Source organism: Thalassospira australica, from assembly GCF_044790785.1.
GTDB lineage: Bacteria > Pseudomonadota > Alphaproteobacteria > Rhodospirillales > Thalassospiraceae > Thalassospira > Thalassospira australica_A.
Genome location: NZ_CP085258.1, coordinates 2,349,194 through 2,375,522 on the forward strand (window position 1 = coordinate 2,349,194; position 26,329 = coordinate 2,375,522).

Sequence of the window (26,329 nt, forward strand, 5' to 3'; positions counted from 1 at the left end):
AAGTCCTTACTGCTGGCCTTCATGGGCCTTGGCGGTGCGGGCATGCAGATCACGCAGGACCTGAAGCTCGTGCGCGTCGGGCACCGGAGTTTCGGCGACTTCATCCGCAAATTCAACAGCCCAGCCGGTGTTTTCGATAATATCTTCGCGCGTCACGCCCGGATGGATCGATGTCACAATGAAATGCTTGCCGACCGGATGCGGCTCCATGATGCAAAGATCGGTAATCAAACGCGACGGGCCTTTGGTATCGACACCATAAGACGCACGGTCATCGCCGCCCTTGCCATGACCAAGCGAAGTCACGAAATCGATCTTTTCAACAAAGCCGCGCTTGCTTTGTTTCATCACCAGAAACACCTCGCCACAGCTCGTCGCGATTTCCGGCGCCCCGCCACCGCCCGGCAGGCGGACCTTGGGATCGTCATAATCGCCGATCACGGTGGTGTTGATGTTGCCGTATTTATCAAGCTGTGCCGCGCCAAGGAAGCCGACGGAAATCTTGCCGCCCTGCAACCAGTAACGGAACATTTCCGGCACCGGCACGGTATTGACAGCCGTTTCGCAAAGCTCGCCATCACCGATGGATAACGGCAATACGTCTGGCTTCGTGCCGATCGTACCGCTTTCATAAATCAGGGTCAGCTCCGGCGCGTGCGTCAAACGCGCAAGGTTGCACGCCGCCGACGGCATGCCGATGCCGACAAAGCACACATCGTCATTCTTGAGTGCGCGAGAGGCAGAAACCGTCATCATTTCGGTAGGGGTATAGTCAACCATGATCTTTCCTCCGCTTACCCTTTGTTCGCTTCGCGCTTGGCGGCGAAATCTTCGGGGCCGCCCTTCATGACATGCTCATCGATCCATGCGCTAAAGCTGTCACGATCATTGGCGATCTTGTCCCACGCCTTGTAAAACGCGTTGTCGCGCTTGTAATAGCCTTGGGCATAAGACGGATGCGCACCGCCCGGCACCTCGACAATCGCGGTCACCGCCCAGTTCGGCAGCATCACGGCGTTGTAGGGAACATCGTCAAAATTATCGACGATCTCCTCGACCGTAATGATCGACTTTTTCGCCGCCAGAACGGCCTCTTTCTGGACGCCGACAATGCCTTCAAACAGGACATCGCCCTTTTTGTTGGCTTTCTGGGCATGGACAACTGCAACATCCGGGCGAATGGCCGGTACTGCTGCCAGGCGTTCACCGGTGAACGGGCATTCGATGAATTTGATATTCTTGTTCACACGCGGCAATTCCGCCCCGCGATATCCCTTGAACACCGCACAGGGCAGACCAGCCGCCCCCGCGTCATAGGCATTCGCCATTGCCGCGTGGCTGTGTTCCTCGATCTCAAGCTTGTGCGGCCAGCCTTCCTGAACCGCATCGCGCAACCGGTGCAGCGACCCGACACCGGGGTTCCCGCCCCACGAAAACACCAGTTTCCTGGCACAACCGGCCCCGATCAACTGATCATAGATCATATCGGGCGTCATCCGGATCAGGGTCAGATCCCTGATCCCCTGACGAATGACCTCGTGCCCGGCGGCATGCGGGATCAGATGCGTGAAACCTTCCATCGAGACGGTATCACCATCCTTGATGCAGGATGCGACAGCCTCTTTAAGCGACATGAAACGTGCAACCACGGTAAAAACTCCTGTGGTAACCAGAACAATAAAACGCGGCATATCTCAGCCGGATGCGTTGGAATGATTTGGATGGCTGTGACCACCGGCTTTCCCCAAAGCAGCGAACACAGCCATCCGGACCGAAGCGACTTACACGTCGAAGAACACGGTTTCCGCGTCCCCCTGCATGTGAATGTCGATCCGGTATTCAACCCCGGTACGGGCTTCGACACGCTTGGCAATCAGCGTGTCACGGCGATCGGCGGGAACCGATTGCAGGATGTCGTCCCTGGCGTTCAATGCCGCCTCGTCATCGAAATAGAAACGGGTAAAGGCATGAACCAGCATGCCGCGCATGAACACGATGACATTGACAAACGGGGCCGTGCCATCGGCAACAACACCCGGTTTGACGGTGTCAAAATAAAATCGGTTCTGCGCATCCGTGCCGGTACCGCAACGGCCAAGCCCCCGGAAACCCGATGACGCAACATCAACCGGATTTTCGGTATAGTCACCCTTGGCATCGGCCTGCCAGATTTCGATCATCGCGTCATTGACGACATCGCCGTTGCCATCAAACACACGACCGGTGATGCGGATATGTTCGCCGTCCGCATCCGGTCCGGCGATGGTTGTGTCTGCAATATCGGTAAAGTCATATCCATATTGCCCGGCGGTCAGGCCATAGGCGAAATACGGACCAACCGTCTGCGAAGGGGTTTCACCATATGCCATGACTTAATTCTCCATCGGGGTGGCATTACGTCCGCGCAGGACGATGTCAAACTGGTAACCAAGGGCAAAGCCTTCCTCGGTTTTCTCGATTGAAAATTTCGAAATCAGGCGTTCGCGTGCCGCCACGTCTTCGGTGCCCAGGAAAATCGGATCAAGCTCCAGCAACGGATCGCCGGGAAAATACATCTGGGTCACAAGGCGCGTGGCAAAGCCCGGCCCGAACAGCGACAGATGAATATGGTTGGGACGCCATGCGTTGAAATGGTTACCCCACGGATAGGCCCCCGGCTTGATCGTATAGAAAACATAATTGCCGTTGGCATCGGTCATGCACCGGCCCGACCCGCGAAAGTTCGGGTCAAGCGGCGCGTCATGCTGATCAACCTTATGCACATAACGCCCGGCCGCGTTGGCCTGCCAGACTTCGACAAGAATGTCGGGCTGCGGGCGGCCATCGGTATCCATGACCTTGCCATGCACCACAATGCGTTCGCCCAGCGGTTCGCCATTGGTGATACCGTTCTTCGTCAGGTCAAAGTCAAGCTTGCGCACCGATGCCGGGGCAAAACGCGGGCCGGTGCCCTCGCTCAATCCTGATTTGATCGCAAGTGGCGCCTGCGTCGGGCCGCGCAAAATCGTGGACTTGTAACCGGGTGCGATAAAGGGGGCATGGGAACCCCAGTCGCGCGGCTTGAATGTGGACATGGCGTTTACTCTCCCTTGGCGGCCGCATCGATCTCGGCATAGGTTTGTTTGGCAATGCGGAATGCCGTATTGGCGGCGGGAACGCCGGCATAGACCGCAACATGCATCAGAACTTCTCGGATATCTTCGCGCGTGGCACCGGTATTCAGCGTCGCACGGATATGCATCGCCAATTCCTCTTCATGGCCAAGCCCGGCCAGAAGCGCGATGGTCACGATGCTGCGTTCGCGCTTGGTGAACGCATCGCTGCTCCAGACACCATTCCAGACATTCTCGGTGATGTAACGCTGAAAACCGGCATCGATTTCCGTGACATTCTCCGAAGCCCGATCCACATGGGCATCGCCCAGAACGGAACGGCGGGTTTTCATACCGACTTCATACCGGTTCTCAGACAAGGTTCTTCTCCTTGATAAATCGGTCGATCAACCGGGAAAGCAATTCAGGAGTTTCAAGGCACGGCAAATGCCCGACCCCGTTTATAAGTTCAAATTCGGCACCGGGGATCATCCCGGCCATGTCGCGTACCACATCGGGCGGTGTCGCCAGATCGTCCGATCCGCAAACACAAAGGACCGGCACCGAAATCCGGGCCGCAGCATCGCGAAGGTCCCCATCGCGAAGCGCGATACAGGTTCCGACATAGCCCTCCACCGTGGTCCGCACCAGCATGTCGCGATACATCGCGGTTTCAACCGGCCGTTCGCGGCGATATGTCGGTGATAACCAGCGCTCGATAATGGCATCGCCAAGAACCTCGATGCCGCCTTCCCGGATCGCATTGATGCGCGTGTTCCAGCCCTCCGCATCGCCAAGTTTCGGCGCGGTATCGCACAGGATCAGGCCGCGAACACGCTTTGGTGCCAGTTCGGTGACTTTCTGCGCAATCAGTCCACCGACCGACAAACCGCAAATAATGACGTCTTTGACGCCGAGATAATCCAGAAGCCCGATCAGATCATTGGCATGCAGGTCGATATTATACTCCGCCCCGCCAATGCCCGATAAACCATGCCCGCGCTTGTCATAGGTGATGACGTTGAACCGGTCGGCAAAGGCCGGGGCAACGTCGTTCCAGATGCGCAGATCGGTACCCAGCGAATTTGAAAACACCAAGGCCGGACCGTTCTTCGGGCCGGTCTGGCAATAATGGATATGTGTCCCGTTGATCGGGGCGACTTGTAAACTCATGTCATTTCCACCCTGATTTGTTACCCATAATCTGGCAGGCGGTTTTGGTTATGTAAAATGAGGATTTGCGTTAATTGCATAACTATACAATTATATAAAACAGGAATATTTGATTTCTGGAATGGTAACCATGCTTGATCAACGCATTAAATTCCGCCATCTGACCTGCTTTCTGGAGGTCGCGCGTCAACGAAGCGTCGTCAAGGCCGCCGACACATTATCCATAACCCAGCCGGCCGTTTCCAAAACCATCCGCGAACTTGAAGAACATCTTGATGCCCGTCTGTTTGACCGATCCAAACGCGGCGTCACACTGACCGATTTCGGCAAGGTGTTCCTGCGTTATGCCGGCGCCAGCGTCACCGCCCTTCGTCAGGGTGTCGACAGCATCAGCCAGGTGCGCATGCAGGGTGGGTTATCAATCAATCTTGGCGTGCTGCCAACCGTTGCGGCCAGCGTGATACCCAACGCCATCCGGCGGTTCAAGGCCCTAAGCCCCGATACAACAGTCAAGGTCGTTGCCGGGCCGAACGTGATGCTGATGGGGCAATTGCGCGTTGGCGAACTTGATCTGGTGGTTGGGCGACTGGCCGAACCCGACCAGATGTCGGGTCTGTCCTTTATACATCTGTATTCCGAACATATTTCGCTGGTCGCGCGCCCCGGTCATCCGTTGCTGGCTGATAAAAACCCGGACATTACGCGCATTCGCGAATTTACTGTTCTGGTGCCGCCCAAACAGGCGATCATTCACCCGACCGTCGACAAGATGCTGATTGCACATGGGATCGGCGCCCTGCCCGACCGGATCGAAACCGTTTCGACATCCTTTGGCCGCGCCTTCACCCGCGAAACTGATGCGATCTGGATCATTTCAAACGGGGCTGTGGCATCCGACATTGCCGAAGGCCACCTTGTCGAATTGCCGATAGATACCAGCGATACCTTTGGCCCCGTGGGATTGACCACCCGCATCGACAACCCGGTTTCACCCCCGGTCGAAATCCTGATCAATGCCGTCCGCGAAGAAGCCGCCCGACATCACACAACCCATTCCCGTCAAGAAACATAATCATCTGGTTATGTAAATGAGCACCAATATCATTATACATAACCATGCGGGGACGATTAGATTGATTACAAATTGGCATGGCAGCTGTGCATAAACGGCAAACATGCGAACAAAAAGAATAACAAAAACAACAATAAAAAAAATTCCGGAAAACTTCGCAGATAAAAAACGCATCATGGCTGAGACGTTTGATGGCGTTTGGCTACGCCAGGGGACGTTAAAAGGAGGAAGAATGAAACACATCACAAAATTGCTGGCAGGTGCCGCCGTCGCGACCATGGTGTCGTTCGGCGCACATGCACAGGAAGTTACCCTGACGATCCAGCACTTCCTGGGTCCGAAAGCACCGGCCCAGGCCCAGATGATGGAACCGTGGGCAAAAAAGATCGAAGAAGAATCAAACGGCCGCATCAAGTTTGAAATTTTCCCGTCCATGTCGCTGGGCGGCAACCCGCCGGAACTGTATCGTCAGGTCCGTGACGGCGTTGCCGATATCGTCTGGACCCTGCCGGGTTACACCCCGGGCGTCTTCCCGCACACCGAAGTTTTCGAACTTCCGGGTGTTCATCTGGGGGACGCACGCGCGACCAACCTCGCGATCTGGGACATGATGGAAGACATGGCACCGGACCTGAAAGACATCCATCCGCTGGCCGTTCACGTTCATGCCGGTCAGGCCATCCACCTGACCCAGAAAGAAGTCCGCACCGTTGCCGATGTCAAAGGCCTCAAACTGCGTACGCCGACCCGTACCGGTTCCTGGGTGATTGAATCCTGGGGCGCAGAACCGGTTGGCATGCCGGTCCCGGCCCTGCCGCAGGCCATGTCGCTTGGCGTTGTTGACGGCGGTCTGGTTCCGTTCGAAGTCGTCCCGCCGCTGAAACTGGCTGAACTGGTTTCCTATTCGGTCGAGGGCGAAGGTGTTAATTCGCGCTTCGGTACATCGGTCTTCCTGTTTGCCATGAACAAGGACCGTTACGACAGCCTGCCCGACGATCTGAAGGAAATCATCGACCGTAACTCCGGTCGCGATTTTGCCGCCCAGATCGGTGACGTTTTCAACAATGTCGAAGAAGTCGGCAAGAAAATGATCAACGATGGCAAAGGTCAGGTTGTTGAACTGACCCCGGAAGAAAAAGCAACCTTCGACGATGCATCCGCATCGGTTGTTGATCGCTGGATCGAAGAAGCAAAATCAAACGGCATCGACGGTGCCGCACTGGTCGAAAAGGCCAAGGCTGCCGTTCTCGCCCATACCAAACAGTAATCTTTTCAAGTTACTGGCAAAACTGACAGGGTTACGTATCATAACATTACGTAACCCTGCTTTCCCGCAAGATTGTATGACACATGAAACACGTGCTGAATAAGGCCGCATCCTGGTTTGCCGTGACAGGCGGTTTTTTGGCCCTGCTGATCGCGGTGGTCACAATCGTGAACGTTACCGCATTCGGTCTGGACAAAATTGCCCGCCTGTTTGGTGCCAATTTCCCGGCAATTATTGGCTATGAAGACTTCGTCAGTATGATTGTCAGTTCGGCCGCCCTGATGTTCTTCCCCTATTGCCAGACCCGTTACGGTCATGTCGCCGTCGATGTCTTTGTCAAAATGTTCCCCCGGTGGTTCGTGCGCGGCGTTGACATCATTTCCGGCGTCCTGATGGCGCTTCTGGCCCTGTTCCTTGGCTATATGATGATCAACGGCCTGATCGAAGTCCGCAGCGACAATACCCTGTCGGCAATTCTGGGCTGGCCGATCTGGCCGTTCTATGTGCCGGGCATCGTTTCGATGTTCCTGTGGGCACTGATTGCCGCAAGCCAGATTTTCGAAAGCGAGGCCCCGGCCAATGTCTGAACGCGAATTAATCGGCCTTGGCGGTCTTGTACTGCTGTTCTTTATTCTCGCACTGCGCGTTCCGGTCGGGCTTGCCATGATCGGTGTCGGGGTCGGCGGCAACTATGTGCTGAGCCTGTTCTTCCCGTTCCTGCGCTTTGACCCCTATTTGCAGCAATTCAAATCCCTGTTTTACGGGATTGTCTCGAACTATGAATTGTCGGTCGTACCGCTTTTCGTCCTGATGGGCTATCTCGCCAGTCAGGCCAATCTGTCACGCGATCTGTTTCAGGGGGTCAATGCCATTCTGGGCCGGTTCCGGGGTGGTGTTGCCATGGCGGCCATCGGCGCATGTGCCGGGTTTGGCGCGGTTTGCGGATCGTCGCTTGCCACCGCCTCCACAATGGGCAAGGTCGCCCTGCCCGAATTGCGCCGCCTGAATTATTCGCCGCGCCTTGCCACCGGCACACTGGCGGCGGGCGGCACGCTTGGCATCCTGATCCCGCCATCGGTCGCACTGGTGATTTACGCCGTCACGGTCGAGGCATCGATCATCCAGATGTTCCAGGCGGCCATCATTCCCGGCCTGATCGCGGTTGCGTTCTTTATCGGGGTGATTGCCATTCAGGTCCGCCTGAACCCGGGCCTCGCCCCGATCCCCGAACCGATGGCACCGGCCGAACGCCGCGAGGCATTGCTGCGCCTGATCCCGGTCATGGTGATTTTCGGATCGATCATTCTCGGCCTTGGGGCCGGTCTGTTCACGCCGACCCCGGCGGCCGGTGTCGGTGTCTTTGCCATTCTGGTTTATGGCGGTTTCATGCGCCTGCGCGGCAAGGGTGGCCTGACATTTTCCGGCCTGAAACAGTCGCTGCGCGATACGGCTGTCACCACCTCGATGATTTTCTTCATCCTGTTGGGTGCCGAAATCCTTAAAGGTTTCTTCAGCCGCGCCAACCTTCCGGCCTATATGGCCGAGGCCGCCGCAACCAGCGGGCTTGATCCGTGGCTGGTCATGGTTCTGATGCTGCTTGCCCTGATCGTTCTGGGCTGCTTCATGGAAAGCCTGTCAATGATCGTGGTCGTGATCCCGTTCTTCTGGCCTGCCCTTGTGGACCTTAATGGCGGCGACTGGGCCACTGCGGCAACCGCAGCATACGGCATGGGGGCCGAAGATCTTAAAATCTGGTTCGGTATTCTCGCGCTGATTGTCGTGGAACTGGGGCTGATAACACCCCCGGTGGGGCTTAATGTGTTCATCATCAACGCCCTTGCCGACGGTGTTCCCATGAGCCAGACCTTCCGCGGCGTCATGCCCTTCTTTGCCGCCGAGATCGTCCGTATCGTGTTGCTGATCTTTGTCCCGGTGCTAACCCTGTTTGTGCCGACATTGCTGGGCGGATAGCAACGCGCATCATAAGCTTCCGAAAAGCCCGCCCGGTGTGGCGGGCTTTTCTTTTGGTCGAACCCGAAACCCGCTAGACTGTCCGAAAGCAAACAGCAACATATGATCATGGTCGCAACCCGCAACAGCATTCCGGTCTATAAACTGTACGGTGAAACCGGCGAAACCGCGCCCGGAACCGCCGAACAGATCGCCGTTTCCGAACCGGAATTCTTCCATCTCGAAAGCATCCCGTCGCGATCCAAACTGCATGACCTGCACATTCAGCCGCACCGTCATGCCAATCTGTTTCAGCTGCTTTACATCACGCACGGCCATGCCGGGATCGAGTTTGACGACCGGCAATTCACCATGCAGGTCGGCCATCTGCTGACCATGCCGCCCGGCACCGTGCACGGCTTTCGCTTCAGCCCCGATATCGATGGCTGGGTCATTTCGCTGACCGACTATCATTTGCAGGAAATTCTGGCCCCTGCCCCCAAACTTCTTGCCCGCCTTGACCGGCCGCTTTGCGTTGATGTATCAGGCGAGGGAAATCAGCCAAGCCCGACCGATTTCCTGATCCGTCAACTGGTCGCGGAATATTACGGACATAATACCGGGCGGTTATATGCACTGCGTAACATATTGGGATTGCTGTTACTCGGCATCGGCCGCGATGCCCCGTCCGGCGATCCCGCGCGGCTTAGCCGCAAGGAACAGAAAACCGCCAAGTTCCGCAAATTCCAGTCGCTGATCGAAACCTTCTACAAACAGCACAAACCGCTGGAATTCTATGCACGCGAAATCGGCATCACCACCACACAGCTAAACCGCATTGCCAAGGATATCTATGGCATGACCGCCATCGAAGTCGTCCATCACCGCCTGATCCTGGAAGCCAAACGCACGCTTATCTATACCGACATCGCGGTTCAGCAGATCGCCGATGAACTGGGCTTTCGCGATGCCGGATATTTTTCGCGCTTCTTTGCCAAAAAGGCCGGGATGTCACCGGTTCAGTTCCGGCAGGATCACCGGTAACTCCGGCAAAATCCAGGCCGGCTCAAAGCCAGCCACCCGTCCCGCTCAGATGCTTGGGCAAATCGCCAAGCGGCACATTGGTCAGATCCTTGACGATTTCCCCGTCAAGCGTCTCGGCCAGAGGTTTGGGCATTTTGGTGCGGACCTCGCCCATCACCTTGGGCGGCGCAATCACGATCAGATTGTCAAACTTGCCCTGCTTGCACTCATCGGCAAGAAATTTGACGACACCATCGACAAATTCCTTCTGGGCATGTTCATGCGGATCGGATGCCGGGGGCATGGCATGGCGCTGCTGATTGCCTGCCGGATTGGCAAAACCGCGTCCCGGTTTGTCGCTGGCGATTTCCTGACTGGACCGATTGTCGGCCTGCATTTCCTCGACCGTTTCCAGATGGCGGCCTTCGGCATCGCGCGTAACCGCAATCACATGCGCCTTTCCACCGTCGGCCACGAGAATCCACTGGTTCTTATGCATTTCAACCTGCCTTTTTGTTGGGACTGTCCCCGAAACGCGACGGGGACAGTTTTGGTTCCATATCAAGGCAGATCAAACAGTCTGAAATCGATTATCGCCAGCCCAGCAACCAACGATCAAGCCTTCCTAAAAGCCACGAAACACACAGCCCCAAAAGCGACAGAACCACCACACCGGCAATAAGCTGATCGGTCTGATACAGGTTACCGGCTGCCAGGATCAACGCCCCGATACCGTATTGCGCCCCGATCATTTCGGCGGCAATTAGAAGGATGATCGCGATCGACGATGAAATGCGGAACCCCGACAGGATCGTCGGCAACGCACCGGGCAAAATGATCTTGCGGATTACCGACCACATCGGCAGATCAAAGCTCTGCCCCATGCGGATCAGGTTGCGCTGCACATTATCAACCCCGCCAAAGGTGTTGATCACGGTCGGGAAAAACACGCCAAAGGCAATGGTGGCAAATTTCGATGGTTCACCGATGCCAAACCAGATGATGAAAAGCGGCAAAAGGGCGATTTTCGGGATCGGGAAAAGGGCCGATACAAACGCCACACCGGGCGACCGCGCCCAGCTAAACATCCCCACCAGAAAACCGACAAAAAGCCCGGCCACCGTCCCCATGATCCAGCCGCCGACAAGCCGCTGCAACGACGCACCAAGATGCAGCCAAAGATCACCCGTGACAATCAACTGCCAAAGGGCCTTGGTCACCGCAACCGGGCTTGGCATCGCAAGCTCGCTGATCACACCCGTACTTGATCCCAATTGCCAAAGCGCAATCACGGCCACGAAAAAGCCCCACGCCGCCACCGGATTGGCCTTCGGGTTAAAGCCCGTCGCACGAAACCGCACATGGCTTGCCGGCGACGCCGTGCTTTGCGGGCCGGGCCGAACTTTGCTGATATCATGCGACATTTTCAAGCTCCTTATCGGCCGCAATCGCCTCATCCCGGATCAGCTCCCAAAGGGCCTGTTCATGCGCGATAAGCTCCGCCATGCCTTGGCACCGCTCTGCAATCGGAATATCGATTGTGTGGATTTCCTTGATCGTGCCGGGGCGACGGCGCAATGCCACCACCCGGTTGGCCAGCCGCACGGCTTCGTTCAAATTATGCGTCACATAAACCGCCGTCATGCCGGTCCGCGCAAACAGGGCGGCAAATTCATCCAGCAGCAAAATCCGCGTCTGCGCATCAAGGGCTGATAACGGCTCGTCCATCAACAAAACCGCCGGGCGCACCGCCAACGCACGCGCAATCCCGACCCGCTGCTTCATCCCGCCCGAAAGCTGTTTCGGGTACGCATCACGGAAATCCGATAAATTGGTCTGCGCCAGAACCTCGGCCACCCGCGCGTCACGATCCGCTTTGGATAATCCGTGATCTTCAAGAACAAGGCTGATATTGCCCGCCACCGTCCGCCACGGCAAAAGCGCGAAATCCTGAAACACATAAGTCAGTGGATTAAGGCACCCTTCCGGCGTTGCCTTATCGCAAATCAGAATCTCGCCATGTGTCGGGGCCAGCAACCCGCCAATGATCGACAATAATGTCGATTTGCCGCAGCCCGACGGCCCGATCAGGGCGACGACCTCGCCCGGTTCGATCCCGAAATCGATATCGCGCAGCGCCTCGACCTGATCATATGAATGGCAAATGCCCTTGATTTGCAGCCGCATGGCACAATCCGTTTATCTGAAATCTATAAATGAAACGACCGGGCCAGAAGACAACGCAACGGACCCGGTCGGGAAAATATCGCCTTACTCGGTCAAGGCCGGGATAAAGCTGGTATCGATGAATTTCGCCGGATCGGCATCAGCCGAAACAAAGCCGCGATCCTGATACCATTTGACCTGCGCCCTGACATCGGCAACGTCAAGTCGGGCTTCCTCGGTGATGAACATCGCGCCATCACGAATTTTCGGATAGGCCTTGTCCGCCGGATCGTTGGCATAAACATATTTATGCACGATCTCCAGAATCTCCTGCGTGGTGTCGCTTTCCACAAGCTTGCCATCCGCATCGGTCGCCAGAAGGGCCGCACGATAATCCGCCACACCCTTCTGATAGGCGCGCACGAACTTCTCGACCATCTCGCGGTTTTCCTCGACATTCTCGGTCGATGTAAACAGGCCCCCCACCTGATAAGGCACGTAATCCTTCACCCAGCCGATAATATGTGCCGCCCCCGCATTGGCCAGCGGCTTTGCAATATGCGGCACGATGATCATGCTATCGACCTGCCCGCTTTTCAACGCACCGATCATGTTGGGTACCGATTGCAACGGTTTCAATTCAACGCTGTCGGGATCAAACCCGGCCTTCTCGGCCACATTGCCAATCATGTAATGAAAGCTTGATCCGACCTGCGACAGGGCAAAGCTATGACCGGGCAATTTATCAACCGATGTCAGACCGGCCTCAAACGCCGCATTGGATGCCAGAATGGCCGATCCGTCATACCCCGGATCTTCATGCAACTGCGCGCCGACAACCTTAAGCGCCCCCTTGGCCGCAAGGTTAAAGAAACCGCCCGTAAACGCCGTCACGCCAAAATCGGCATCGCCCGATGCAATCGCAACCGCAACCGGCTGGGCCGCCTGAAAGATCGAAATCTCGGCATCAAGGCCCTCGTCGGCAAGGTATCCCTTTTCCTTGGCAATAAATAACGGCGCGCTTGAAACAAACGCCAGTGCCGCAATATCGACCTTCTCGTTGGCTTGTGCGGCCTGTGCGCCAAACGCCACAAGGGCGCTCGCCCCCATCGCCAACGCCGCAACCGATCCGCGCGCCAGCCGTGCCGCGCCCGCCATTCCCCTCATCGAAACCATGTTTCCTCCACAGGATCATTTTTTTGAATGCATTATAACCTTCGGAATTTTGTTAGCCGATTTATCGACAAATTGCCAATCTTTGCCGCATTTTTCCGCCAAAAGGGTCGATTTCACTCTTAATGCGCAAGTCACAGCGAACCCTGTTTCCGTCAGGGTCGAATTTGCGCGGGTCTTCCGACATTGCCGTACCACGCTCTCCCATCTTTTTCGCGCCCCTCCACCGTCGTTCCCGCGAAAACGGGAACCCATCGGGCCAAAACCTCCATCACCGAAATCGGAGAAACCCCGCACCGCAAACTGGATGCCCGCCTTCGCGGGCATGACGGGGATGGGTCAAGCCCCCGATACTTGCCTTGCGCAAAACAACTGTCGCCCCGCCTCTCTATCGCCACTGCCACGGTGCCTGCACCGCCTCGCTTCCTTTACCGTCGCCCGCCCCTCTACCGTCGCCCACCCCTCTACCGTCACTCCCGCGAACGCGGGAGTCCATCGTGCCACGCGCTCCCACACCGCCGCCTGTAATCCCGCAAATTGCCATCCCCCGCCAAACCGGCTAAAACCGCCTGACACAACCCCGCACCCAAAGGCCCCGCATGTCATCAAACCCGGATACCCCGACCCCAAAACCAAACGGCAAAACCGCGATGATCATCGGGGCGGGTCCGGCGGGGCTGATGGCGGCCGAACGCCTCGCCGGGTCCGGTCATGCCGTCACGATCTATGAAGGCATGCCAAGTGCCGGGCGCAAATTCCTGATGGCGGGGAAATCGGGGCTCAACATCACCCATGCCGAAGACGTCGAAACGTTTTTGTCGCGCTATGGCACGTCGCGCGAACGGCTCGAACCGCACTTACGCAAATTCGGCCCCAACGAAATCCGCGACTGGTGTGCCGGGCTTGGCATCGAAACCTTTGTCGGCTCCTCTGGCCGCGTCTTCCCGACCGCGATGAAGGCAAGCCCGCTTTTGCGCGCATGGCTGCGTCGTCTGGATGGCTTGGGCTGCAAAATCCACTACCGCCATTACTGGACCGGCTGGGATGAAAACGAAAATGCCGTTTTCAAAACCCCGGACGGCGAAGTGACCGCCACGGCTGATATCACCGTTCTGGCATTGGGCGGCCGAAGCTGGAAACGGCTGGGATCGGATGGCAAATGGATGGAAATCCTTACAAATGCCGGGATCAGATGCAACCCGTTCAAACCGGCCAATTGCGGCTTTGATGTCGCCTGGACCGACCATCTGATCGATAAATGCGCCGGTTCCCCGGTCAAGGCCGTGACGCTGACGGTCGCAACCAAATTCGGCCCGCAAACCGTGCGCGGCGAATTCGTGATTTCCAGAACCGGGATCGAAGGCAGTGCGGTTTATGCCATCTCGGCCGCCCTTCGCGATCAATGGCTTGAAACCGGCGATGCCACCGTCACGCTTGACCTGACGCCCGACCGCGACCAGGCCGACGTCACCACGCGCTTAAACAAACCACGCGGCAAAAACTCGCTTGGCAATCACCTGCGCAAAACACTTGGTCTGGACGCCACCAAAACAACCCTGATTTTCGAAGTCACCCCCCGCGAAACCCTGAACGACCCGACCAAACTCGCAACCGCGATCAAGGCCCTACCGCTTAAAATCACCAAACCCCGCCCGATTGACGAAGCCATCAGCACAGCCGGCGGTGTGGCATGGGAAGAACTCGACGAAACCTTCCAACTCAAAAAACGCCCCGGCACCTATTGCGTGGGCGAAATGATCGATTGGGAAGCGCCGACGGGGGGGTATTTGTTGAGTGGGTGTATCACTTCAATCTACATTCGTTGAATTTCCCGCAGACTCAGCTGTTGCTTCTGCAATTAAATCTTCCCAAGGCCATTTTAAAGTTCCGTATTTTCGATAAAACAATAATGTCTTATCAATCAGCGAGACCTCTTCGGTAGCTTCGTTGAAAGAAAACACTAGCCCCCTACCATCTTCATCTACCTGAAGCCCCTCCATCTTAGTCAAAACCGTTCTCAAATTTTGCTTCTGTATTCTACTTTGCCTAGCAACAGCCTTATCGAAGATAAACTGCAATGGTAATCCTTTAATGAAATCGTCATCAACAGAATCAAGAATTACTGCCATGGCGTGACCATATATCCCAGTAGTGTCCTTCCTTCTTCGAATACCTGACGAAACATCATCCGCAAACTTTTGATATTTCTTAGAAAGTTGCTCTGCAATTTTCATTGCAGCATCATTATATTTATCCAAGCTACCTAATAATTTCTTATCTTCCCCATCATGATTATGAAAAACTTTCTCTTCATCCAAGTACTGCAGAATCAACTGCTGCAGAAGACCTACATTTCTATATGAATCGCGAACAGCTAGGTCCTGTATGTCTCTAGATATTTCAATATTAAGAACATCAGAACCTCTCTCTATCACTTTATAAAGATCATCGCTCGACCAGCTCACAGGTATCTCTTCTATTCTCCCCGCCAAGTCAGGATTTAGGTAAGTAATCATATTTGATTTTGCCCAAACCCCAACGACAACAATGAACACACCATGATCCCATAAGTATTTTAAATCAAAAGAGAATTTCCTTCTAATCTCAATGGAAAGATAATGAAAATCCTCCACGACAATACGCTTTCCGGAAGATTTTATTATTTCAGCAACAAACATTAAATCATTAATATCATGCCCAACTGATATAGAAGTCAAAGACTCAGCATCCGATGTATCAATACCAAGCTTAATTTTTAATTTTGCCAACAAGCTTGCTCCGGCCTCAGCACTCGCCTCGACCCTCCCCTTAAGAACCTTTTCTTTAGTTTCTTCAACTAAAAGTTTAATCCCAAGCTGAGATAGAATATCCGTATAAATATCAACAACAACCGTGTTCAATCGACACTGAACAGTAATAGCATCAGGGAAATTTTGCTGACGTATCCAAGATTTACCAATTTTAGACTCTCCACAAAGAGCCATATGACATGGCCGACTTGATTTATGAACAATTTCTATATCTAAATCCCCACGATCAACATATGAATGCTTCAATATTTTATTTGACACCCCGAATACTTGATCAGTTTTAATCATAACCACTCCTCAATTAAATCCGAAAAATCAGAACCACCTACTTATGCTCAGGCCACAAAAAATAGGGAATTTGAGCAAATCATCTTTGAGAATAATCTTTTGACGCTTACTCATTACCAACATCCTATCGCCTTTGGTCAATATGCCATTACCAGCTCTTCAATGACAATGCACAGACCCAGCCTTGTTATCCATATGGCAACACTGCCCGGGTGGGGAGCTTTTGCGGCAGCCGCCGCCATGTTCAACCACCTGATCAAACGCGACTGAACCTTGCGCTGCATATGTCGGCACCGTCGTGGTCCCCATCGCAAACAGCGCACCGATCCCCAGAACCATCATCATTTTCATCATTCTGTCCTCCCGATTACCCACTTGATGATACACCCCTAATACACGCCCGAACACTACCCCTAAGGACAGCCCCACAAAACAAGTTGACAAAATCAACCAGATTTCATATTGGTTGATAAAGTCAACCATACAACCGTGCCCGCAACCGCGATATCGGGTGGCATTTTGCCCCGTTTGCCCGCTCCTCGCGCTGCCTCTTGCCACCGCACGCTTTGTTTTCGGAATGTTGCCCCACATGAAGATATCCAAAACCATCCACGCCGACGGATTGCCGCAGCCCCAGCGGTCCTTCGCCATCATCGCCGTGTTGCTGACCGTCATGATGGCCGTGCTTGACGGGTCGATCATGAATGTCGCCCTGCCCGCGATTGCGCAGGATCAGAATGTCAGCCCGGCGCACGCCATCTGGGTCATCACCGCCTATCAGCTTGCGGTTGTCGTTGCCCTGCTGCCCCTGTCCGCCCTTGGCGAGGCGATTGGCTTTCGCAAGGTCTATCTGGCCGGGATGGTGATTTTCGGCATTGCATCCGCCCTTTGCGCCTATTCCCCCAATATCGAATTCCTGACATTCGCCCGCGTGTTGCAGGGTCTGGGTGGTGCGGCGCTGATGAGCATCAACGCAGCCCTCATGCGCCACAGCGTCCCGCAGGCAAATCTTGGCCGCGCCATCGGGCTGATTGCCATGGTGGTTTCAATTTCCGCCGCCGCCGGGCCGACCATCGCCTCGGCCATTCTCGCGGTGACGACATGGCACTGGCTGTTTCTGATCAATATCCCGATATCCATCGTGGCAATCGGCCTTGGCACATTCGCCCTGCCCTATACCAAACCGACCCGCACCCGGTTTGACTATATCAGCGCATTCCTGAACGTGCTGGCATTCGGCGGGCTGATCTCCGCGCTTGGCAATGTCGGCACCCAAAGCCACCCGATGCTGATCGCGGGCCTGTTCGTGATTGCGATCACCGCCGGGTTCTTCCTTGTCCGTCGCCAATTTTCGCGTGAACGGCCGATGCTGCCGCTTGATCTGCTGGCCCGTCCGGTCTTTGCCTGCTCCATCGGGTCATCGGTTGCCGGCTTTTGCGCGCAATTCATCGCCTTTGTCGCACTCCCCTTCTATTTCCATGACGTGCTGCGCTATAGCGCAGTCGATACCGGCCTTCTGATGACGCCGTGGCCCGTCGCCACCGCCATCATCGCCCCCATCGCCGGGCGGCTGGCTGATCGATATTCACCGATCCATCTGACCGGGATCGGCATGGGGATTTTTGCCATCGGCCTGTTTGCCGTCACCCTGATCCCGGCCGGAAGCCCCCATACCGCCCTCTTTATCATTGCCTGTCTGATGGTCTGCGGCTTTGGCTTTGGCCTGTTCCAGTCGCCCAATAACCGCCTGATGATGACAAGCGCCCCGCGGGACCGAAGCGGCGGTGCTGGCGGGATGCTCGCCACCGCCCGCCTGACCGGGCAATCGGTCGGGGCTGCCCTGGCCGCGATCCTGATCGGTACGGGCGGCGCGTTTGATCTGACCGCGATCATGGGGGTTGCGGCAGGCTTTGCCCTGATATCGGCCGCCATTTGCGAGGGCCGCAAATATGCGATCCGCACCGGCATCATCGCCCCGCATGGCTACGAAGCCGACGCAAAGCCGTCATAACGAACCAGAAAACACCTTGCGCACCGGCAAGCCAGAAACATATCGATGAGTAAGCCCATGGAAACGCCAATAGAAACGCCAACAACCAACCCTGCAAATGCGCATGTCCCCGGCGAAACCCTTCACCGGCTTGTCCATGCCTTCAAGCGTGCCATGCGCGAAGGATTGCAGGATGCCGATATGCCGCTTCCGATTTCGCAGATGCGCACGCTGAAATGGATCATCAAAAGCCCCGGCGTCACCGCACAGCAAATCGCCGCCCGCACCGGGCAGGACAAGGGCCGCATCACGCGGCTTGTCAAGGAACTCGAAGAAAACGGATTGATCGAACGCCGCCCCCATCCCGAAGACGGGCGAAGCCAGACCCTGCATTTGACGCCAAAGGGCGATGCGCTGATGGAAGAATACCGTGCCGTAGAAGCCAAAATCCGCACGCGCATGGCCACTGGCTTAAGCCAGAAACAGATCACGGATTTCAACGAAATTGCCAGCCTGATGGCCGACAATCTGGAATCCGAAAACAGATAATCCCTACAGGAGTTTGGAATGAACAGACCAGCCCCCCGCGATCTGACCGTGATCCGAAAAGGATATGTCACGCCCAACATGCTGCGCGTGACGCTTGGCGGTGACGGCATCGCATCCTTCCCCGACGATCAGGAAAGCGCCTATGTCAAACTGATCTTCCCCATCGACGGCGATGAAAAGGACCGGGTTCTGCGCCGGACCTATACTGTGCGTCACGACCGCATCACCGATCAGGGCCGCGAAATTGATATCGATTTCGTCATGCATGGCGATGGTTCCGATGATAACGACCACGGCGGCCCGGCCTCGAACTGGGCGGTCAATTGCAAGCCCGGCGATCAGATCACCATCGGCGGCCCCGGCCCGAAAAAGCTGGTGGATATCACCGCCGACTGGTTCCTGATCGTCGGCGATATGACGGCCCTGCCCGCCATTTCGGTCAATCTCGAAACGCTGCCATCCGATGCACGCGGTTACGCCGTGATCGAAATCGCGTCCGAGGCCGACATGCAGGATTTGCAAAAACCCGAAAACGTCACCATCGAATGGGTGATCAACCCGCATCCGGGCGAAAATGCCAATGCCCTGCCCGATGTGGTCAAAAAACTGCCCTGGGCCGATGGCCGCCCGTCGGTCTGGGCCGCCTGTGAATTTACCGCGATGAAAATGCTGCGCGATCATTTCCGCAATGACCGGGGCTTGGGCAAGGATGATCTTTATATCTCAAGCTACTGGAAACTTGGCCTGAACGAAGACAACCACAAGGTCATCAAGGCCGAAGACGCCCAGGCCGCGTGAAAAGCGGGCTATGCGTCGCGGCCTTCCTGATGGCAATGACGCAGAAAATCGATCAATGCACGAACAGCGGGCGGTGTCGCCCGCTGCTTCGGATAATAAAGATACCAGCCCGGAAAGGGCGGTGAAAATTCTTCCAGAACCGGCACAAGCGCCCCGTCATCGATCATCGGCTGCATCCAGCGCGACGACCAATAGGCAAAGGCAATCCCCACACCCTGTGCTGCCGCTTTTAACGCCGTATCACGGTGCGACACGATCAACGGCCCATCGACCGCAACACTGATCCATCGCCCGTCAACGCAAAACTCCCAGTTATAAAGCTTCTTGCGCCCCGGTTTGCGCCAATTGATGCATTTATGCCCGTGCAAATCGGCTGGTGTTTGCGGCACCCCATACCGCGCCAGATAATCGGGCGATGCCACGGCAAGCTGATGGATATCCGGGCCAAGCTTGGCGGCGACCATATCCTTTTGCAACAACTCGCCCAGCGTAATGCCAAGGTCATATCCGGCATCCACGATATCAAGCGGCGCATCCTCGATCACAAGTTCCAGAACCACATCGGGATATTTTTCGTGAAACGCGCCAAGCCACGGCTCGATCTGGGTCGCAAGCGCAAGCCTTGGCAGCAAAAGCCTGACCGTCCCCGCCGGTCGCCCCTGAAACTGCATGATATCTTCCACCGCAAAGGCCATTTCGGCCATCGCCGGGCGAAACCGTTCAAAAAGCCTCTTTCCCGGCTCGGTCAGCGACGTGCTGCGCGTGGTTCGCTGCAAAAGGTTGACACCCAGCCGGTCCTCAAGATTGCCAATCGTCTGGCTTAACGACGATGCCGAAATGCGCAGCCGTGCCGCTGCACGCCTGAAATTGCCTTCTTCGACCACGGCGACAAAGGCTTCAAGTTCGGCATATTCCCGCCCGCGCATAATGCATTCCTTTTTAAACAGTCCATGCAGACTTTAACCCATATACCAAACAATCAGATATCGCTAGCCTTGGTCATCCCCAAAGCCTGCCCCGCATGGCTTACCCAAGTTCCACAAAGGATCACTGCGAATGACCACGACCACAACTCCGAAAAACATCCTGATCACTGGCGTCAGCTCCGGCTTTGGCCGCGCCTTTGCCACAGCCGCAATTGCCGAAGGCCACCATGTCATCGGCACGGTTCGCAAACAGGATGATCTTGCCGCCTTCACCGCTCTTTCCCCGGCACAGACCACCGGCATCATCCTTGATGTCACGGATTTTGACGCCATCCCCGGCGCAGTTGAAAAGATCGAAACCGATATCGGCCCGATTGATGTGCTGATCAACAATGCCGGATATGGTCACGAAGGATTGCTTGAAGAATCCCCGCTTGCCGAACTCGAAGCACAATTCCGGGTCAATGTGTTTGGCGCGGTCGCGATGATCAAGGCCGTCCTGCCCCATATGCGCCAACGCAGACGCGGCCATATCCTCAATGTCACCTCGATGGGCGGCTTCATCACCATGCCCGGCATTTCGTACTATTGCGGCAGCAAATTCGCCCTTGAAGGCATTAACGAGGCCCTTGCCAAGGAAATCGCGGGATTTGGCATCCACGTCACCGCGATTGAGCCGGGATCATTTCGCACCGACTGGGCCGGGCGTTCCATGGTTCGCTCCGAACGCAGCATTTCCGATTATGACGCCCTGTTTGATCCGATCCGCGACGCGCGCCAGAAGAAAAGCGGCAATCAGGCCGGTGATCCCGCCAAGGCCGCAAAGGCGGTGATGGATATCCTCACCGCGCCCAACCCGCCGGTTCACCTTTTGCTGGGACGCGATGCGCTGGGTCTGGTGCGTGAAAAGCTTGATCATCTAGGGCGCGAGATAACCACTTGGGAACATCTCAGTACATCAACGGATTTCGACGCATAATTGCCCGCACGGCATCACGCCGCCAGCGCATTGACCCCATACCATGTCAGGCCCGCAATCCCGGTTGCCGCCACCCCGCTGGCAAAAATCCCGGCGGCAATCGCCATCCCGTCTGACAGCACAAGCCCAAGTCCGACAACGACAAGGCAAAGTGCCGGGATGCTATTCGCACCGGGAACCGGGATCGGGATGGCAATGATAAAGGCAATGACAAGGCAGATCAGCCCGATAACCGGCATGCGCTGCGCCGGGACAAAGAACAGCCAGCGGTCCGACATCCGGTTTTCAAGCCAGATCAGCCGTGGCCGCATATGCCGGTAAAGCCCGTTCAGGCGACGGCGGCCGATCTTGCGGCGGCGCATCCAGTCGGGCAGATAAAGTTTTTTCCGCCCGATCACCAGTTGCAGCGCCAGAAACGCCAGCGGAATGGTCAGGACCGCGTTCGGCCCCGGCACCGGCACACAGGCAATCAGCGCAAACAGGACAATCAACGCCCCCTGGCTTTTTTCACCCATCGCATCAAACAGCGCACCCAGGCTGATATCATCCGCCTCGCCATCTGCGGGCGGCACAGCCTGATCATCATTTAACAAGGCATCAAAGATTGATGAAAGCCTTGCCCCGTCATCGGGAAGGGAACCTTGCGTTCGTGTCATGACATTCCGTGACTGATTACAATCGACCCCAGATATGTCCAACGATTGTGATCAATCCGTGGCGATGTGATGAAACAAACAAAAACGCCCCGGCCATTGCATTGGCACGGGGCGCGTTTTGATTATCGCAGCGCAAGCCTTACGGGGCGGGCGGCAGGTCTTCTTCAAGGATAACGATATTCAGCGAATAGCTGACCTCGCCCTCGTCCTCGTCACGGTGCACAACACCGACAAACTCGTCGCCAACGCGCATTTCAATCGGATGGCCTTTGCGCTTGGGCGCATCAACGGCGATCCGGTTATTGTCAAACGTACGGCGCAGGTAATCGGTAACGCGCGCGATTTCGGTCGGTGTCATGTAACTGGTCCCTTGCTTCTGTCAGGTCGGCTTTGGTCTTCGACCGCGTTCCGCACGGATGGCGCACCCTCTGCGCCCGCACGTCCCCGAACGGGTCTTGCTAAATAAATGACGGGCATTGTCCTTTCACAAACTGTGCCATGAAATCAACCCCGCTTGCGTAAAAAAGGCCCCGAGGGCGGTTTTTTGGGTCGATCCCGTTTTATCCGTCTTTTGAACATAGGAAGTCGATACGTGAATGTCTAACGCATGACAATCCGCTTTGTGCCAGATAATCGGTTGCAATGCATTTCCCCAGGCGCTAATCGACTAATATGGCTGATAACGACACACGCCCGGTTTTATACAGTTTCCGTCGCTGCCCCTATGCGATGCGCGCCCGCATGGCCCTGCTCGCCAGCGGCATCGATGTTGAACTGCGCGAAGTTGTCCTGCGCGACAAACCGCAATCCATGATCGATGCATCCCCCAAGGCCACCGTGCCCGTCCTGATCCTGCCCGATGGCACCGTGATCGACGAAAGCCTTGAAATCATGGTTTGGGCACTGGCCGAAAATGATCCGGAAAAATGGCTGGAACCCGAAAGCGGTACGCTCGAAGACATGCTGGCCCTGATTTCGCAAAATGACGGCCCGTTCAAACATCATCTGGACCGCTACAAATACTTCAACCGCTACGAGGATGCCGATCCGGTCGAACATCGCCGCGATGCCGAAAAAATCCTCAACCGGCTTGATGGCCGTCTGGCGGTTGGCAAATATCTGTTTGGCACCCGTCCGGCCCTTGCCGATTTTGCGATTGCGCCCTTCATCCGCCAGTTCGCCAATACCGACAGGGACGCCTTTGACGCCGCCCCCTTTGTCCATCTGCAACGCTGGCTTGATGATTTCCTGAATTCCCGCTGGTTTGAAACCGCAATGGTCAGATATGACCAGTGGCACGAAGGCGATGAACCGGTGATATTCAAAGCCGCCTGATCCACCCCATCTGCCAATTTCCATCTGATGAAAAAGCCGTCGTATAGTTATGCGCCCTGTTGCACAATCAGGGCGCGCAACAGGGTATGAATTTTACGGGATTATACTTCTGTTACCATTCACGGGCTGGTCATGGGGGGCGGCTTGTGATAGCAAGCGGGAAATCATCCCACAACGCTTCAGGACCGAGATTGATGGCCGATTATGATGTCAAGCCGCTGATAACGGCGGACGAAATTGCCACACAGATCGATGCGCTTGCCGCCCGGATCAATGAAAACTTCAAGGATACCGAAAAACTGATTGTCGTCGGTCTGCTACGCGGATCGTTCGTTTTTATTGCCGATCTGGCCCGCAAGCTGACCGTCCCGGTCGAAGTGGATTTCATGGTCGCGTCTTCCTACGGCGATTCCACCGAAAGCTCGCGCAATGTCCGCATCATCAAGGATCTGGACGGCCAGATCCGTGGCAAGGACGTGCTGCTGGTCGAAGACATCATCGATACCGGCTATACGCTTTCCGAAGTTGTCCGTTTGCTTAAAACCCGCGATCCGAACCGACTTGAAATCTGCACCCTTCTGAACAAGCCGTCACGTCGCGAAGTCGAAATTCCGATCCATTATTGCGGCTTTGACATTCCCGATGAATTTGTCGTCGGCTATGGCATCGACTATGCGCAAGCCAACCGCAACCTGCCCTTTATCGGCACGGTGCATTTTCACGGCGAATGAGTTTTTCGGAAATCCGAAATGAAAAATGGCGGGAACCATATGGTTATCCCGCCATTTTTGTATCTGCCGTCTCGCGGTCCTTTTCCCCGGTTTCCGGGTCACTGAAAGGTCGATCAAACGCGCCAAGGTCGGACAGGTCGGCAAACAGGCGTTCAAAACCGTCCTGCATTTGCGATTTGTCACCCTGTCCGGTTGCGTAACCGGCGTGCGCGGCATGGATCAGCATATCGAACAAAAGCGCATCTTCACTGCGTGCGGTGCCGGTTTTGGCTTTGTCTGCCCGCGCGATCCCGTCGCTTGGATCCCGTTGCAGAACAATCGCCAGCGCCACCAGTCCAAGTGCGACCAGAACCGTCCCCAGACCAAGGGCGGCACCAAGCGCACCAAACTGTGCTGCCAGATAGATAAACACCGCCGCCAGCAGAAAACCGATACCAATCAGGATCGTCACCCCGATAACCGCAAAAACCGCCAGCTTTACCGCGGCGGCCTTTGCGATCCCGGTGATCGCTTCAACAAGCTGATCGATCATTTACGAAGCAGACCGCCGACAAGCATGCCAATGCCGAAAGTTATGGCAACCGAGGTCAGCGGACGTTCGCGCACCTGATCAACGGCAACGCCGCGCGCATGGTCGAACTGGTCATGAACCTGGCCGGAAACCTCGCGAACGCGCTCTGCGGCGGACTGGGCAACGGAATTGGCCCGGTCACTGCCCATCGCCTTAAGCGTCTTGGTGACTTCGGCAAGATCCTTGCGCAAAGCCTCTACATCGGCCTGAAGTTTTGCATTATCCGTATCAGTCTTGGTCACCATCATAAAACTCCTGTGGTTATCCATTAACTTATTCGACACTTGCTTAACGAACCGAACCCCAAGGAAGTTCCACATAAAATTATGATTATTTGGGGGCGCCAGTACAAACCTGCAGGTGCCTCCATCAAAAGCACCGATACATTTTTTCAGGTCATAAACGAAGCTTCAGACAAAAAAACAGAACGGCCCGTTGTGGGAACGGGCCGTTCATCCCTTGCAGAAATCTGGGCGGATTACGAAGCGTGGGGCTCCGAACCATGCCGATCAGTAAGGCAAACCGACATAGTTTTCTGCAAGCGTCGTCAAACCTGCTTTGGATGACAGGATATATTCCAGCTCGGCACGACGAATGCGGCCGTCAAAATCGTGATGGTCATCAAAGGTATGCAGCATCGATGTCATCCACCAGCTAAACCGCTCCGCCTTCCAGACCCGCGCAAGTGCGGTATCGGAATAGGTTTCAAGCAAATCATCCCGGTTCTGCTTGAATTTACCGATCAATGCTTCGGACAGGTAATGCACATCACTCGCCGCAAGGTTAAGCCCCTTGGCCCCCGTCGGCGGCACGATATGGCCTGCATCCCCGGCCAGGAAAAGACGCCCGTGGCGGAGCGGCTCGGCCACAAAGCTTCGAAGCGGTGCGATGCTTTTTTCAAATACCTCGCCCTCATTGACCAGTTCCGCGTCCGCTTCACCAAGCCGGACCCGAAGCTCGTTCCAGAACCGGTCATCGGACCAGTCTTCGATCTTATCACTGCTCGGCACCTGCACATAATGGCGCACAACACTTTCCGACCGCATCGAACAAAGCGCAAAGCCCCGGTCATGGCTGGCATAAATCAGCTCGTCGGCCACCGGCTTTGCCTTCGCCAGAACACCCAGCCAGCCAAACGGATAAACCTTTTCAAATGTCCGAAGTTTCGATTGCGGCATCGTCTGCCGCCCGACCCCGTGGAAGCCGTCGCAGGCCGCAATATAATCGCAGGTCAGTTCGACCGGATTGCCGTCCTTGACATATCGAACACGCGGCTTGTCGGCATCAAAGTCATGCAGGCTGACATCCTCGGCCTCGAACACGATCTCGCCGCCATGATCAAGACGCGCCTGTATCAGATCCTTGGTCACCTCGGTCTGGCCGTAAATCATCACGGTCGAACCACCGGTCAGTTCTTCGATATTCACATGCTGGCGCTTGCCATTCACACTGATATAGATGCCGCCATGAATGATGCCCTCGCGCTTCATGCGGGCATCAACGCCGACGCGCTCCATCAATCCAACCGTCCCCATTTCCAGAACACCGGCCCGGATGCGCCCCTCGACATAGGCGCGATCCTTGCGTTCAAGGATGATGCTGTCAATTCCCTGCACATGCAGCAGATGCGAAAGCAGCAACCCGGCCGGACCGCAGCCGATAATGGCAACAGGGACATGCATGACGTAATCCTCACTCGACTATTCTTGTTGGTTTTCGGAACAGGAACCATTCCAATGAGGAAAGAATACGTCTGATTTCACATGGGAAGAATGGACAA

The 26,329-nt window shown here is 55.7% G+C and carries 30 protein-coding genes; 12 read left to right on the forward strand and 18 right to left on the reverse strand.

What is annotated here, in order from left to right; all coding sequences use genetic code 11:
• Positions 1-6: 6 nt before the first annotated feature.
• The 6 genes from LG297_RS11225 to pcaD form a co-directional block, all read right to left on the reverse strand.
• Positions 7-780: a CoA-transferase subunit beta gene (locus tag LG297_RS11225; RefSeq protein ID WP_062953078.1), complete on the reverse strand. Its 774-nt coding sequence runs from the start codon at positions 778-780 to the stop codon at positions 7-9.
• 14 nt (positions 781-794) lie between these two features.
• On the reverse strand, positions 795-1,691 hold the full coding sequence (locus LG297_RS11230; protein WP_404420230.1) for a CoA transferase subunit A: 897 nt from the start codon (positions 1,689-1,691) through the stop codon (positions 795-797).
• Between the two features lie 90 nt (positions 1,692-1,781).
• Positions 1,782-2,369: a protocatechuate 3,4-dioxygenase subunit alpha gene (gene pcaG / locus LG297_RS11235; RefSeq protein WP_404420232.1), complete on the reverse strand. Its 588-nt coding sequence runs from the start codon at positions 2,367-2,369 to the stop codon at positions 1,782-1,784.
• 3 nt (positions 2,370-2,372) lie between these two features.
• Complete coding sequence (gene pcaH / locus LG297_RS11240) at positions 2,373-3,074, reverse strand: protocatechuate 3,4-dioxygenase subunit beta (protein WP_404420234.1); 702 nt, start codon at positions 3,072-3,074, stop codon at positions 2,373-2,375.
• 5 nt (positions 3,075-3,079) lie between these two features.
• Positions 3,080-3,472: a 4-carboxymuconolactone decarboxylase gene (gene pcaC, locus LG297_RS11245; protein WP_404420236.1), complete on the reverse strand. Its 393-nt coding sequence runs from the start codon at positions 3,470-3,472 to the stop codon at positions 3,080-3,082.
• A complete protein-coding gene (gene pcaD / locus LG297_RS11250; RefSeq protein WP_404420238.1) occupies positions 3,465-4,265 on the reverse strand; it encodes a 3-oxoadipate enol-lactonase in 801 nt (266 codons plus the stop codon). Before pcaD ends, pcaC begins: the two co-directional genes overlap by 8 nt.
• 130 nt (positions 4,266-4,395) lie before the next feature.
• On the opposite strand from pcaD, the gene pcaQ reads away from it, so the two are divergent.
• From pcaQ to LG297_RS11275, 5 genes are all read left to right on the forward strand, one after another.
• Positions 4,396-5,337, forward strand: a complete 942-nt coding sequence (gene pcaQ, locus LG297_RS11255; RefSeq protein WP_404420240.1) for a pca operon transcription factor PcaQ — start codon at positions 4,396-4,398, stop codon at positions 5,335-5,337.
• A 232-nt stretch (positions 5,338-5,569) separates the two neighbouring features.
• Entirely contained in the window at positions 5,570-6,604 is a 1,035-nt protein-coding gene (locus tag LG297_RS11260) for a TRAP transporter substrate-binding protein (RefSeq protein ID WP_404420242.1), read from the forward strand.
• Positions 6,605-6,687: 83 nt separating this feature from the next.
• Complete coding sequence (locus LG297_RS11265) at positions 6,688-7,191, forward strand: TRAP transporter small permease (protein ID WP_404420244.1); 504 nt, start codon at positions 6,688-6,690, stop codon at positions 7,189-7,191.
• Positions 7,184-8,575 (forward strand): TRAP transporter large permease, encoded by a 1,392-nt coding sequence (locus tag LG297_RS11270; RefSeq protein ID WP_404420246.1) that lies wholly within the window; start codon positions 7,184-7,186, stop codon positions 8,573-8,575. Before LG297_RS11265 ends, LG297_RS11270 begins: the two co-directional genes overlap by 8 nt.
• Before the next feature lie 102 nt (positions 8,576-8,677).
• The gene (locus LG297_RS11275; protein ID WP_404420248.1) at positions 8,678-9,598 is read left to right on the forward strand and encodes a helix-turn-helix domain-containing protein; all 921 of its coding nucleotides are present in this window, start codon (positions 8,678-8,680) and stop codon (positions 9,596-9,598) included.
• A gap of 22 nt (positions 9,599-9,620) precedes the next feature.
• On the opposite strand, the gene LG297_RS11280 is transcribed toward LG297_RS11275, so the two are convergent.
• The 4 genes from LG297_RS11280 to LG297_RS11295 form a co-directional block, all read right to left on the reverse strand.
• Positions 9,621-10,076 carry a host attachment protein gene (locus tag LG297_RS11280; RefSeq protein ID WP_404420250.1) on the reverse strand — a complete coding sequence of 152 codons (456 nt, stop codon included), beginning with the start codon at positions 10,074-10,076 and terminating at the stop codon, positions 9,621-9,623.
• Between the two features lie 91 nt (positions 10,077-10,167).
• A complete protein-coding gene (locus tag LG297_RS11285; protein ID WP_404420252.1) occupies positions 10,168-11,001 on the reverse strand; it encodes an ABC transporter permease in 834 nt (277 codons plus the stop codon).
• Positions 10,991-11,764 (reverse strand): ABC transporter ATP-binding protein, encoded by a 774-nt coding sequence (locus LG297_RS11290; protein ID WP_404420254.1) that lies wholly within the window; start codon positions 11,762-11,764, stop codon positions 10,991-10,993. Before LG297_RS11290 ends, LG297_RS11285 begins: the two co-directional genes overlap by 11 nt.
• Before the next feature lie 84 nt (positions 11,765-11,848).
• Positions 11,849-12,919 (reverse strand): ABC transporter substrate-binding protein, encoded by a 1,071-nt coding sequence (locus tag LG297_RS11295; protein WP_404420256.1) that lies wholly within the window; start codon positions 12,917-12,919, stop codon positions 11,849-11,851.
• Between the two features lie 596 nt (positions 12,920-13,515).
• On the opposite strand from LG297_RS11295, the gene LG297_RS11300 reads away from it, so the two are divergent.
• Complete coding sequence (locus tag LG297_RS11300; protein WP_404420258.1) at positions 13,516-14,742, forward strand: TIGR03862 family flavoprotein; 1,227 nt, start codon at positions 13,516-13,518, stop codon at positions 14,740-14,742.
• Here LG297_RS11300 and LG297_RS11305 read toward each other — a convergent pair.
• Both LG297_RS11305 and LG297_RS11310 read right to left on the reverse strand, forming a co-directional pair.
• Positions 14,725-16,014 carry a hypothetical protein gene (locus LG297_RS11305; RefSeq protein ID WP_404420260.1) on the reverse strand — a complete coding sequence of 430 codons (1,290 nt, stop codon included), beginning with the start codon at positions 16,012-16,014 and terminating at the stop codon, positions 14,725-14,727. The two genes, LG297_RS11300 and LG297_RS11305, sit on opposite strands and share 18 nt — an antisense overlap.
• A 159-nt stretch (positions 16,015-16,173) precedes the next feature.
• The gene (locus LG297_RS11310) at positions 16,174-16,605 is read right to left on the reverse strand and encodes a hypothetical protein (protein WP_404420262.1); all 432 of its coding nucleotides are present in this window, start codon (positions 16,603-16,605) and stop codon (positions 16,174-16,176) included.
• Here LG297_RS11310 and LG297_RS11315 point away from each other — a divergent pair.
• Genes LG297_RS11315 through LG297_RS11325 form a run of 3 tightly spaced genes read left to right on the forward strand, consistent with a single transcriptional unit; the run spans position 16,604 to position 19,351 of the window.
• On the forward strand, positions 16,604-18,025 hold the full coding sequence (locus LG297_RS11315; protein ID WP_404420264.1) for an MFS transporter: 1,422 nt from the start codon (positions 16,604-16,606) through the stop codon (positions 18,023-18,025). The two genes, LG297_RS11310 and LG297_RS11315, sit on opposite strands and share 2 nt — an antisense overlap.
• A 45-nt stretch (positions 18,026-18,070) precedes the next feature.
• Entirely contained in the window at positions 18,071-18,553 is a 483-nt protein-coding gene (locus LG297_RS11320) for a MarR family winged helix-turn-helix transcriptional regulator (protein ID WP_404420266.1), read from the forward strand.
• 18 nt (positions 18,554-18,571) lie between these two features.
• Positions 18,572-19,351: a siderophore-interacting protein gene (locus LG297_RS11325; protein WP_404420268.1), complete on the forward strand. Its 780-nt coding sequence runs from the start codon at positions 18,572-18,574 to the stop codon at positions 19,349-19,351.
• Positions 19,352-19,359: 8 nt separating this feature from the next.
• On the opposite strand, the gene LG297_RS11330 is transcribed toward LG297_RS11325, so the two are convergent.
• Positions 19,360-20,277, reverse strand: coding sequence for a LysR family transcriptional regulator (locus LG297_RS11330; protein WP_404420270.1), 918 nt, complete (start codon positions 20,275-20,277; stop codon positions 19,360-19,362).
• A gap of 130 nt (positions 20,278-20,407) precedes the next feature.
• On the opposite strand from LG297_RS11330, the gene LG297_RS11335 reads away from it, so the two are divergent.
• Positions 20,408-21,256 carry an oxidoreductase gene (locus LG297_RS11335; RefSeq protein ID WP_404420272.1) on the forward strand — a complete coding sequence of 283 codons (849 nt, stop codon included), beginning with the start codon at positions 20,408-20,410 and terminating at the stop codon, positions 21,254-21,256.
• 14 nt (positions 21,257-21,270) lie between these two features.
• On the opposite strand, the gene LG297_RS11340 is transcribed toward LG297_RS11335, so the two are convergent.
• On the reverse strand, positions 21,271-21,912 hold the full coding sequence (locus LG297_RS11340) for an exopolysaccharide biosynthesis protein (protein WP_404420274.1): 642 nt from the start codon (positions 21,910-21,912) through the stop codon (positions 21,271-21,273).
• A gap of 139 nt (positions 21,913-22,051) precedes the next feature.
• Positions 22,052-22,270, reverse strand: a complete 219-nt coding sequence (locus LG297_RS11345) for a DUF3126 family protein (protein ID WP_404420276.1) — start codon at positions 22,268-22,270, stop codon at positions 22,052-22,054.
• 314 nt (positions 22,271-22,584) lie between these two features.
• Here LG297_RS11345 and LG297_RS11350 point away from each other — a divergent pair, with 314 nt between their 5' ends.
• Positions 22,585-23,247, forward strand: coding sequence for a glutathione S-transferase (locus LG297_RS11350; RefSeq protein WP_404420278.1), 663 nt, complete (start codon positions 22,585-22,587; stop codon positions 23,245-23,247).
• Between the two features lie 194 nt (positions 23,248-23,441).
• Positions 23,442-23,978, forward strand: coding sequence for a hypoxanthine phosphoribosyltransferase (gene hpt, locus LG297_RS11355; protein ID WP_062953053.1), 537 nt, complete (start codon positions 23,442-23,444; stop codon positions 23,976-23,978).
• Between the two features lie 43 nt (positions 23,979-24,021).
• On the opposite strand, the gene LG297_RS11360 is transcribed toward hpt, so the two are convergent.
• From LG297_RS11360 to pobA, 3 genes are all read right to left on the reverse strand, one after another.
• Positions 24,022-24,510 carry a hypothetical protein gene (locus tag LG297_RS11360; protein ID WP_404420280.1) on the reverse strand — a complete coding sequence of 163 codons (489 nt, stop codon included), beginning with the start codon at positions 24,508-24,510 and terminating at the stop codon, positions 24,022-24,024.
• Positions 24,507-24,794, reverse strand: a complete 288-nt coding sequence (locus tag LG297_RS11365; RefSeq protein WP_404420282.1) for a YqjD family protein — start codon at positions 24,792-24,794, stop codon at positions 24,507-24,509. The genes LG297_RS11360 and LG297_RS11365 overlap by 4 nt, the downstream gene beginning before the upstream one ends.
• A gap of 264 nt (positions 24,795-25,058) precedes the next feature.
• Positions 25,059-26,231 (reverse strand): 4-hydroxybenzoate 3-monooxygenase, encoded by a 1,173-nt coding sequence (pobA, locus tag LG297_RS11370; RefSeq protein WP_404420284.1) that lies wholly within the window; start codon positions 26,229-26,231, stop codon positions 25,059-25,061.
• Positions 26,232-26,329 lie beyond the last annotated feature (98 nt).

Excerpts from the sequence above, each read along its gene's own strand:
- LG297_RS11225 (WP_062953078.1), bottom strand. The coding sequence starts at position 780 with ATGGTTGACTATACCCCTACCGAAATGATGACGGTTTCTGCCTCTCGC.
- LG297_RS11230 (WP_404420230.1), bottom strand. The coding sequence starts at position 1,691 with ATGCCGCGTTTTATTGTTCTGGTTACCACAGGAGTTTTTACCGTGGTT.
- pcaG (WP_404420232.1), bottom strand. The coding sequence starts at position 2,369 with ATGGCATATGGTGAAACCCCTTCGCAGACGGTTGGTCCGTATTTCGCC.
- pcaH (WP_404420234.1), bottom strand. The coding sequence starts at position 3,074 with ATGTCCACATTCAAGCCGCGCGACTGGGGTTCCCATGCCCCCTTTATC.
- pcaD (WP_404420238.1), bottom strand. The coding sequence starts at position 4,265 with ATGAGTTTACAAGTCGCCCCGATCAACGGGACACATATCCATTATTGC.
- pcaQ (WP_404420240.1), top strand. The coding sequence starts at position 4,396 with ATGCTTGATCAACGCATTAAATTCCGCCATCTGACCTGCTTTCTGGAG.
- LG297_RS11260 (WP_404420242.1), top strand. The coding sequence starts at position 5,570 with ATGAAACACATCACAAAATTGCTGGCAGGTGCCGCCGTCGCGACCATG.
- LG297_RS11265 (WP_404420244.1), top strand. The coding sequence starts at position 6,688 with ATGAAACACGTGCTGAATAAGGCCGCATCCTGGTTTGCCGTGACAGGC.
- LG297_RS11270 (WP_404420246.1), top strand. The coding sequence starts at position 7,184 with ATGTCTGAACGCGAATTAATCGGCCTTGGCGGTCTTGTACTGCTGTTC.
- LG297_RS11275 (WP_404420248.1), top strand. The coding sequence starts at position 8,678 with ATGATCATGGTCGCAACCCGCAACAGCATTCCGGTCTATAAACTGTAC.
- LG297_RS11280 (WP_404420250.1), bottom strand. The coding sequence starts at position 10,076 with ATGCATAAGAACCAGTGGATTCTCGTGGCCGACGGTGGAAAGGCGCAT.
- LG297_RS11285 (WP_404420252.1), bottom strand. The coding sequence starts at position 11,001 with ATGTCGCATGATATCAGCAAAGTTCGGCCCGGCCCGCAAAGCACGGCG.
- LG297_RS11290 (WP_404420254.1), bottom strand. The coding sequence starts at position 11,764 with ATGCGGCTGCAAATCAAGGGCATTTGCCATTCATATGATCAGGTCGAG.
- LG297_RS11295 (WP_404420256.1), bottom strand. The coding sequence starts at position 12,919 with ATGGTTTCGATGAGGGGAATGGCGGGCGCGGCACGGCTGGCGCGCGGA.
- LG297_RS11300 (WP_404420258.1), top strand. The coding sequence starts at position 13,516 with ATGTCATCAAACCCGGATACCCCGACCCCAAAACCAAACGGCAAAACC.
- LG297_RS11305 (WP_404420260.1), bottom strand. The coding sequence starts at position 16,014 with ATGATTAAAACTGATCAAGTATTCGGGGTGTCAAATAAAATATTGAAG.
- LG297_RS11315 (WP_404420264.1), top strand. The coding sequence starts at position 16,604 with ATGAAGATATCCAAAACCATCCACGCCGACGGATTGCCGCAGCCCCAG.
- LG297_RS11310 (WP_404420262.1), bottom strand. The coding sequence starts at position 16,605 with ATGTGGGGCAACATTCCGAAAACAAAGCGTGCGGTGGCAAGAGGCAGC.
- LG297_RS11320 (WP_404420266.1), top strand. The coding sequence starts at position 18,071 with ATGAGTAAGCCCATGGAAACGCCAATAGAAACGCCAACAACCAACCCT.
- LG297_RS11325 (WP_404420268.1), top strand. The coding sequence starts at position 18,572 with ATGAACAGACCAGCCCCCCGCGATCTGACCGTGATCCGAAAAGGATAT.
- LG297_RS11330 (WP_404420270.1), bottom strand. The coding sequence starts at position 20,277 with ATGCGCGGGCGGGAATATGCCGAACTTGAAGCCTTTGTCGCCGTGGTC.
- LG297_RS11335 (WP_404420272.1), top strand. The coding sequence starts at position 20,408 with ATGACCACGACCACAACTCCGAAAAACATCCTGATCACTGGCGTCAGC.
- LG297_RS11340 (WP_404420274.1), bottom strand. The coding sequence starts at position 21,912 with ATGACACGAACGCAAGGTTCCCTTCCCGATGACGGGGCAAGGCTTTCA.
- LG297_RS11345 (WP_404420276.1), bottom strand. The coding sequence starts at position 22,270 with ATGACACCGACCGAAATCGCGCGCGTTACCGATTACCTGCGCCGTACG.
- LG297_RS11350 (WP_404420278.1), top strand. The coding sequence starts at position 22,585 with ATGGCTGATAACGACACACGCCCGGTTTTATACAGTTTCCGTCGCTGC.
- hpt (WP_062953053.1), top strand. The coding sequence starts at position 23,442 with ATGGCCGATTATGATGTCAAGCCGCTGATAACGGCGGACGAAATTGCC.
- LG297_RS11360 (WP_404420280.1), bottom strand. The coding sequence starts at position 24,510 with ATGATCGATCAGCTTGTTGAAGCGATCACCGGGATCGCAAAGGCCGCC.
- LG297_RS11365 (WP_404420282.1), bottom strand. The coding sequence starts at position 24,794 with ATGGTGACCAAGACTGATACGGATAATGCAAAACTTCAGGCCGATGTA.
- pobA (WP_404420284.1), bottom strand. The coding sequence starts at position 26,231 with ATGCATGTCCCTGTTGCCATTATCGGCTGCGGTCCGGCCGGGTTGCTG.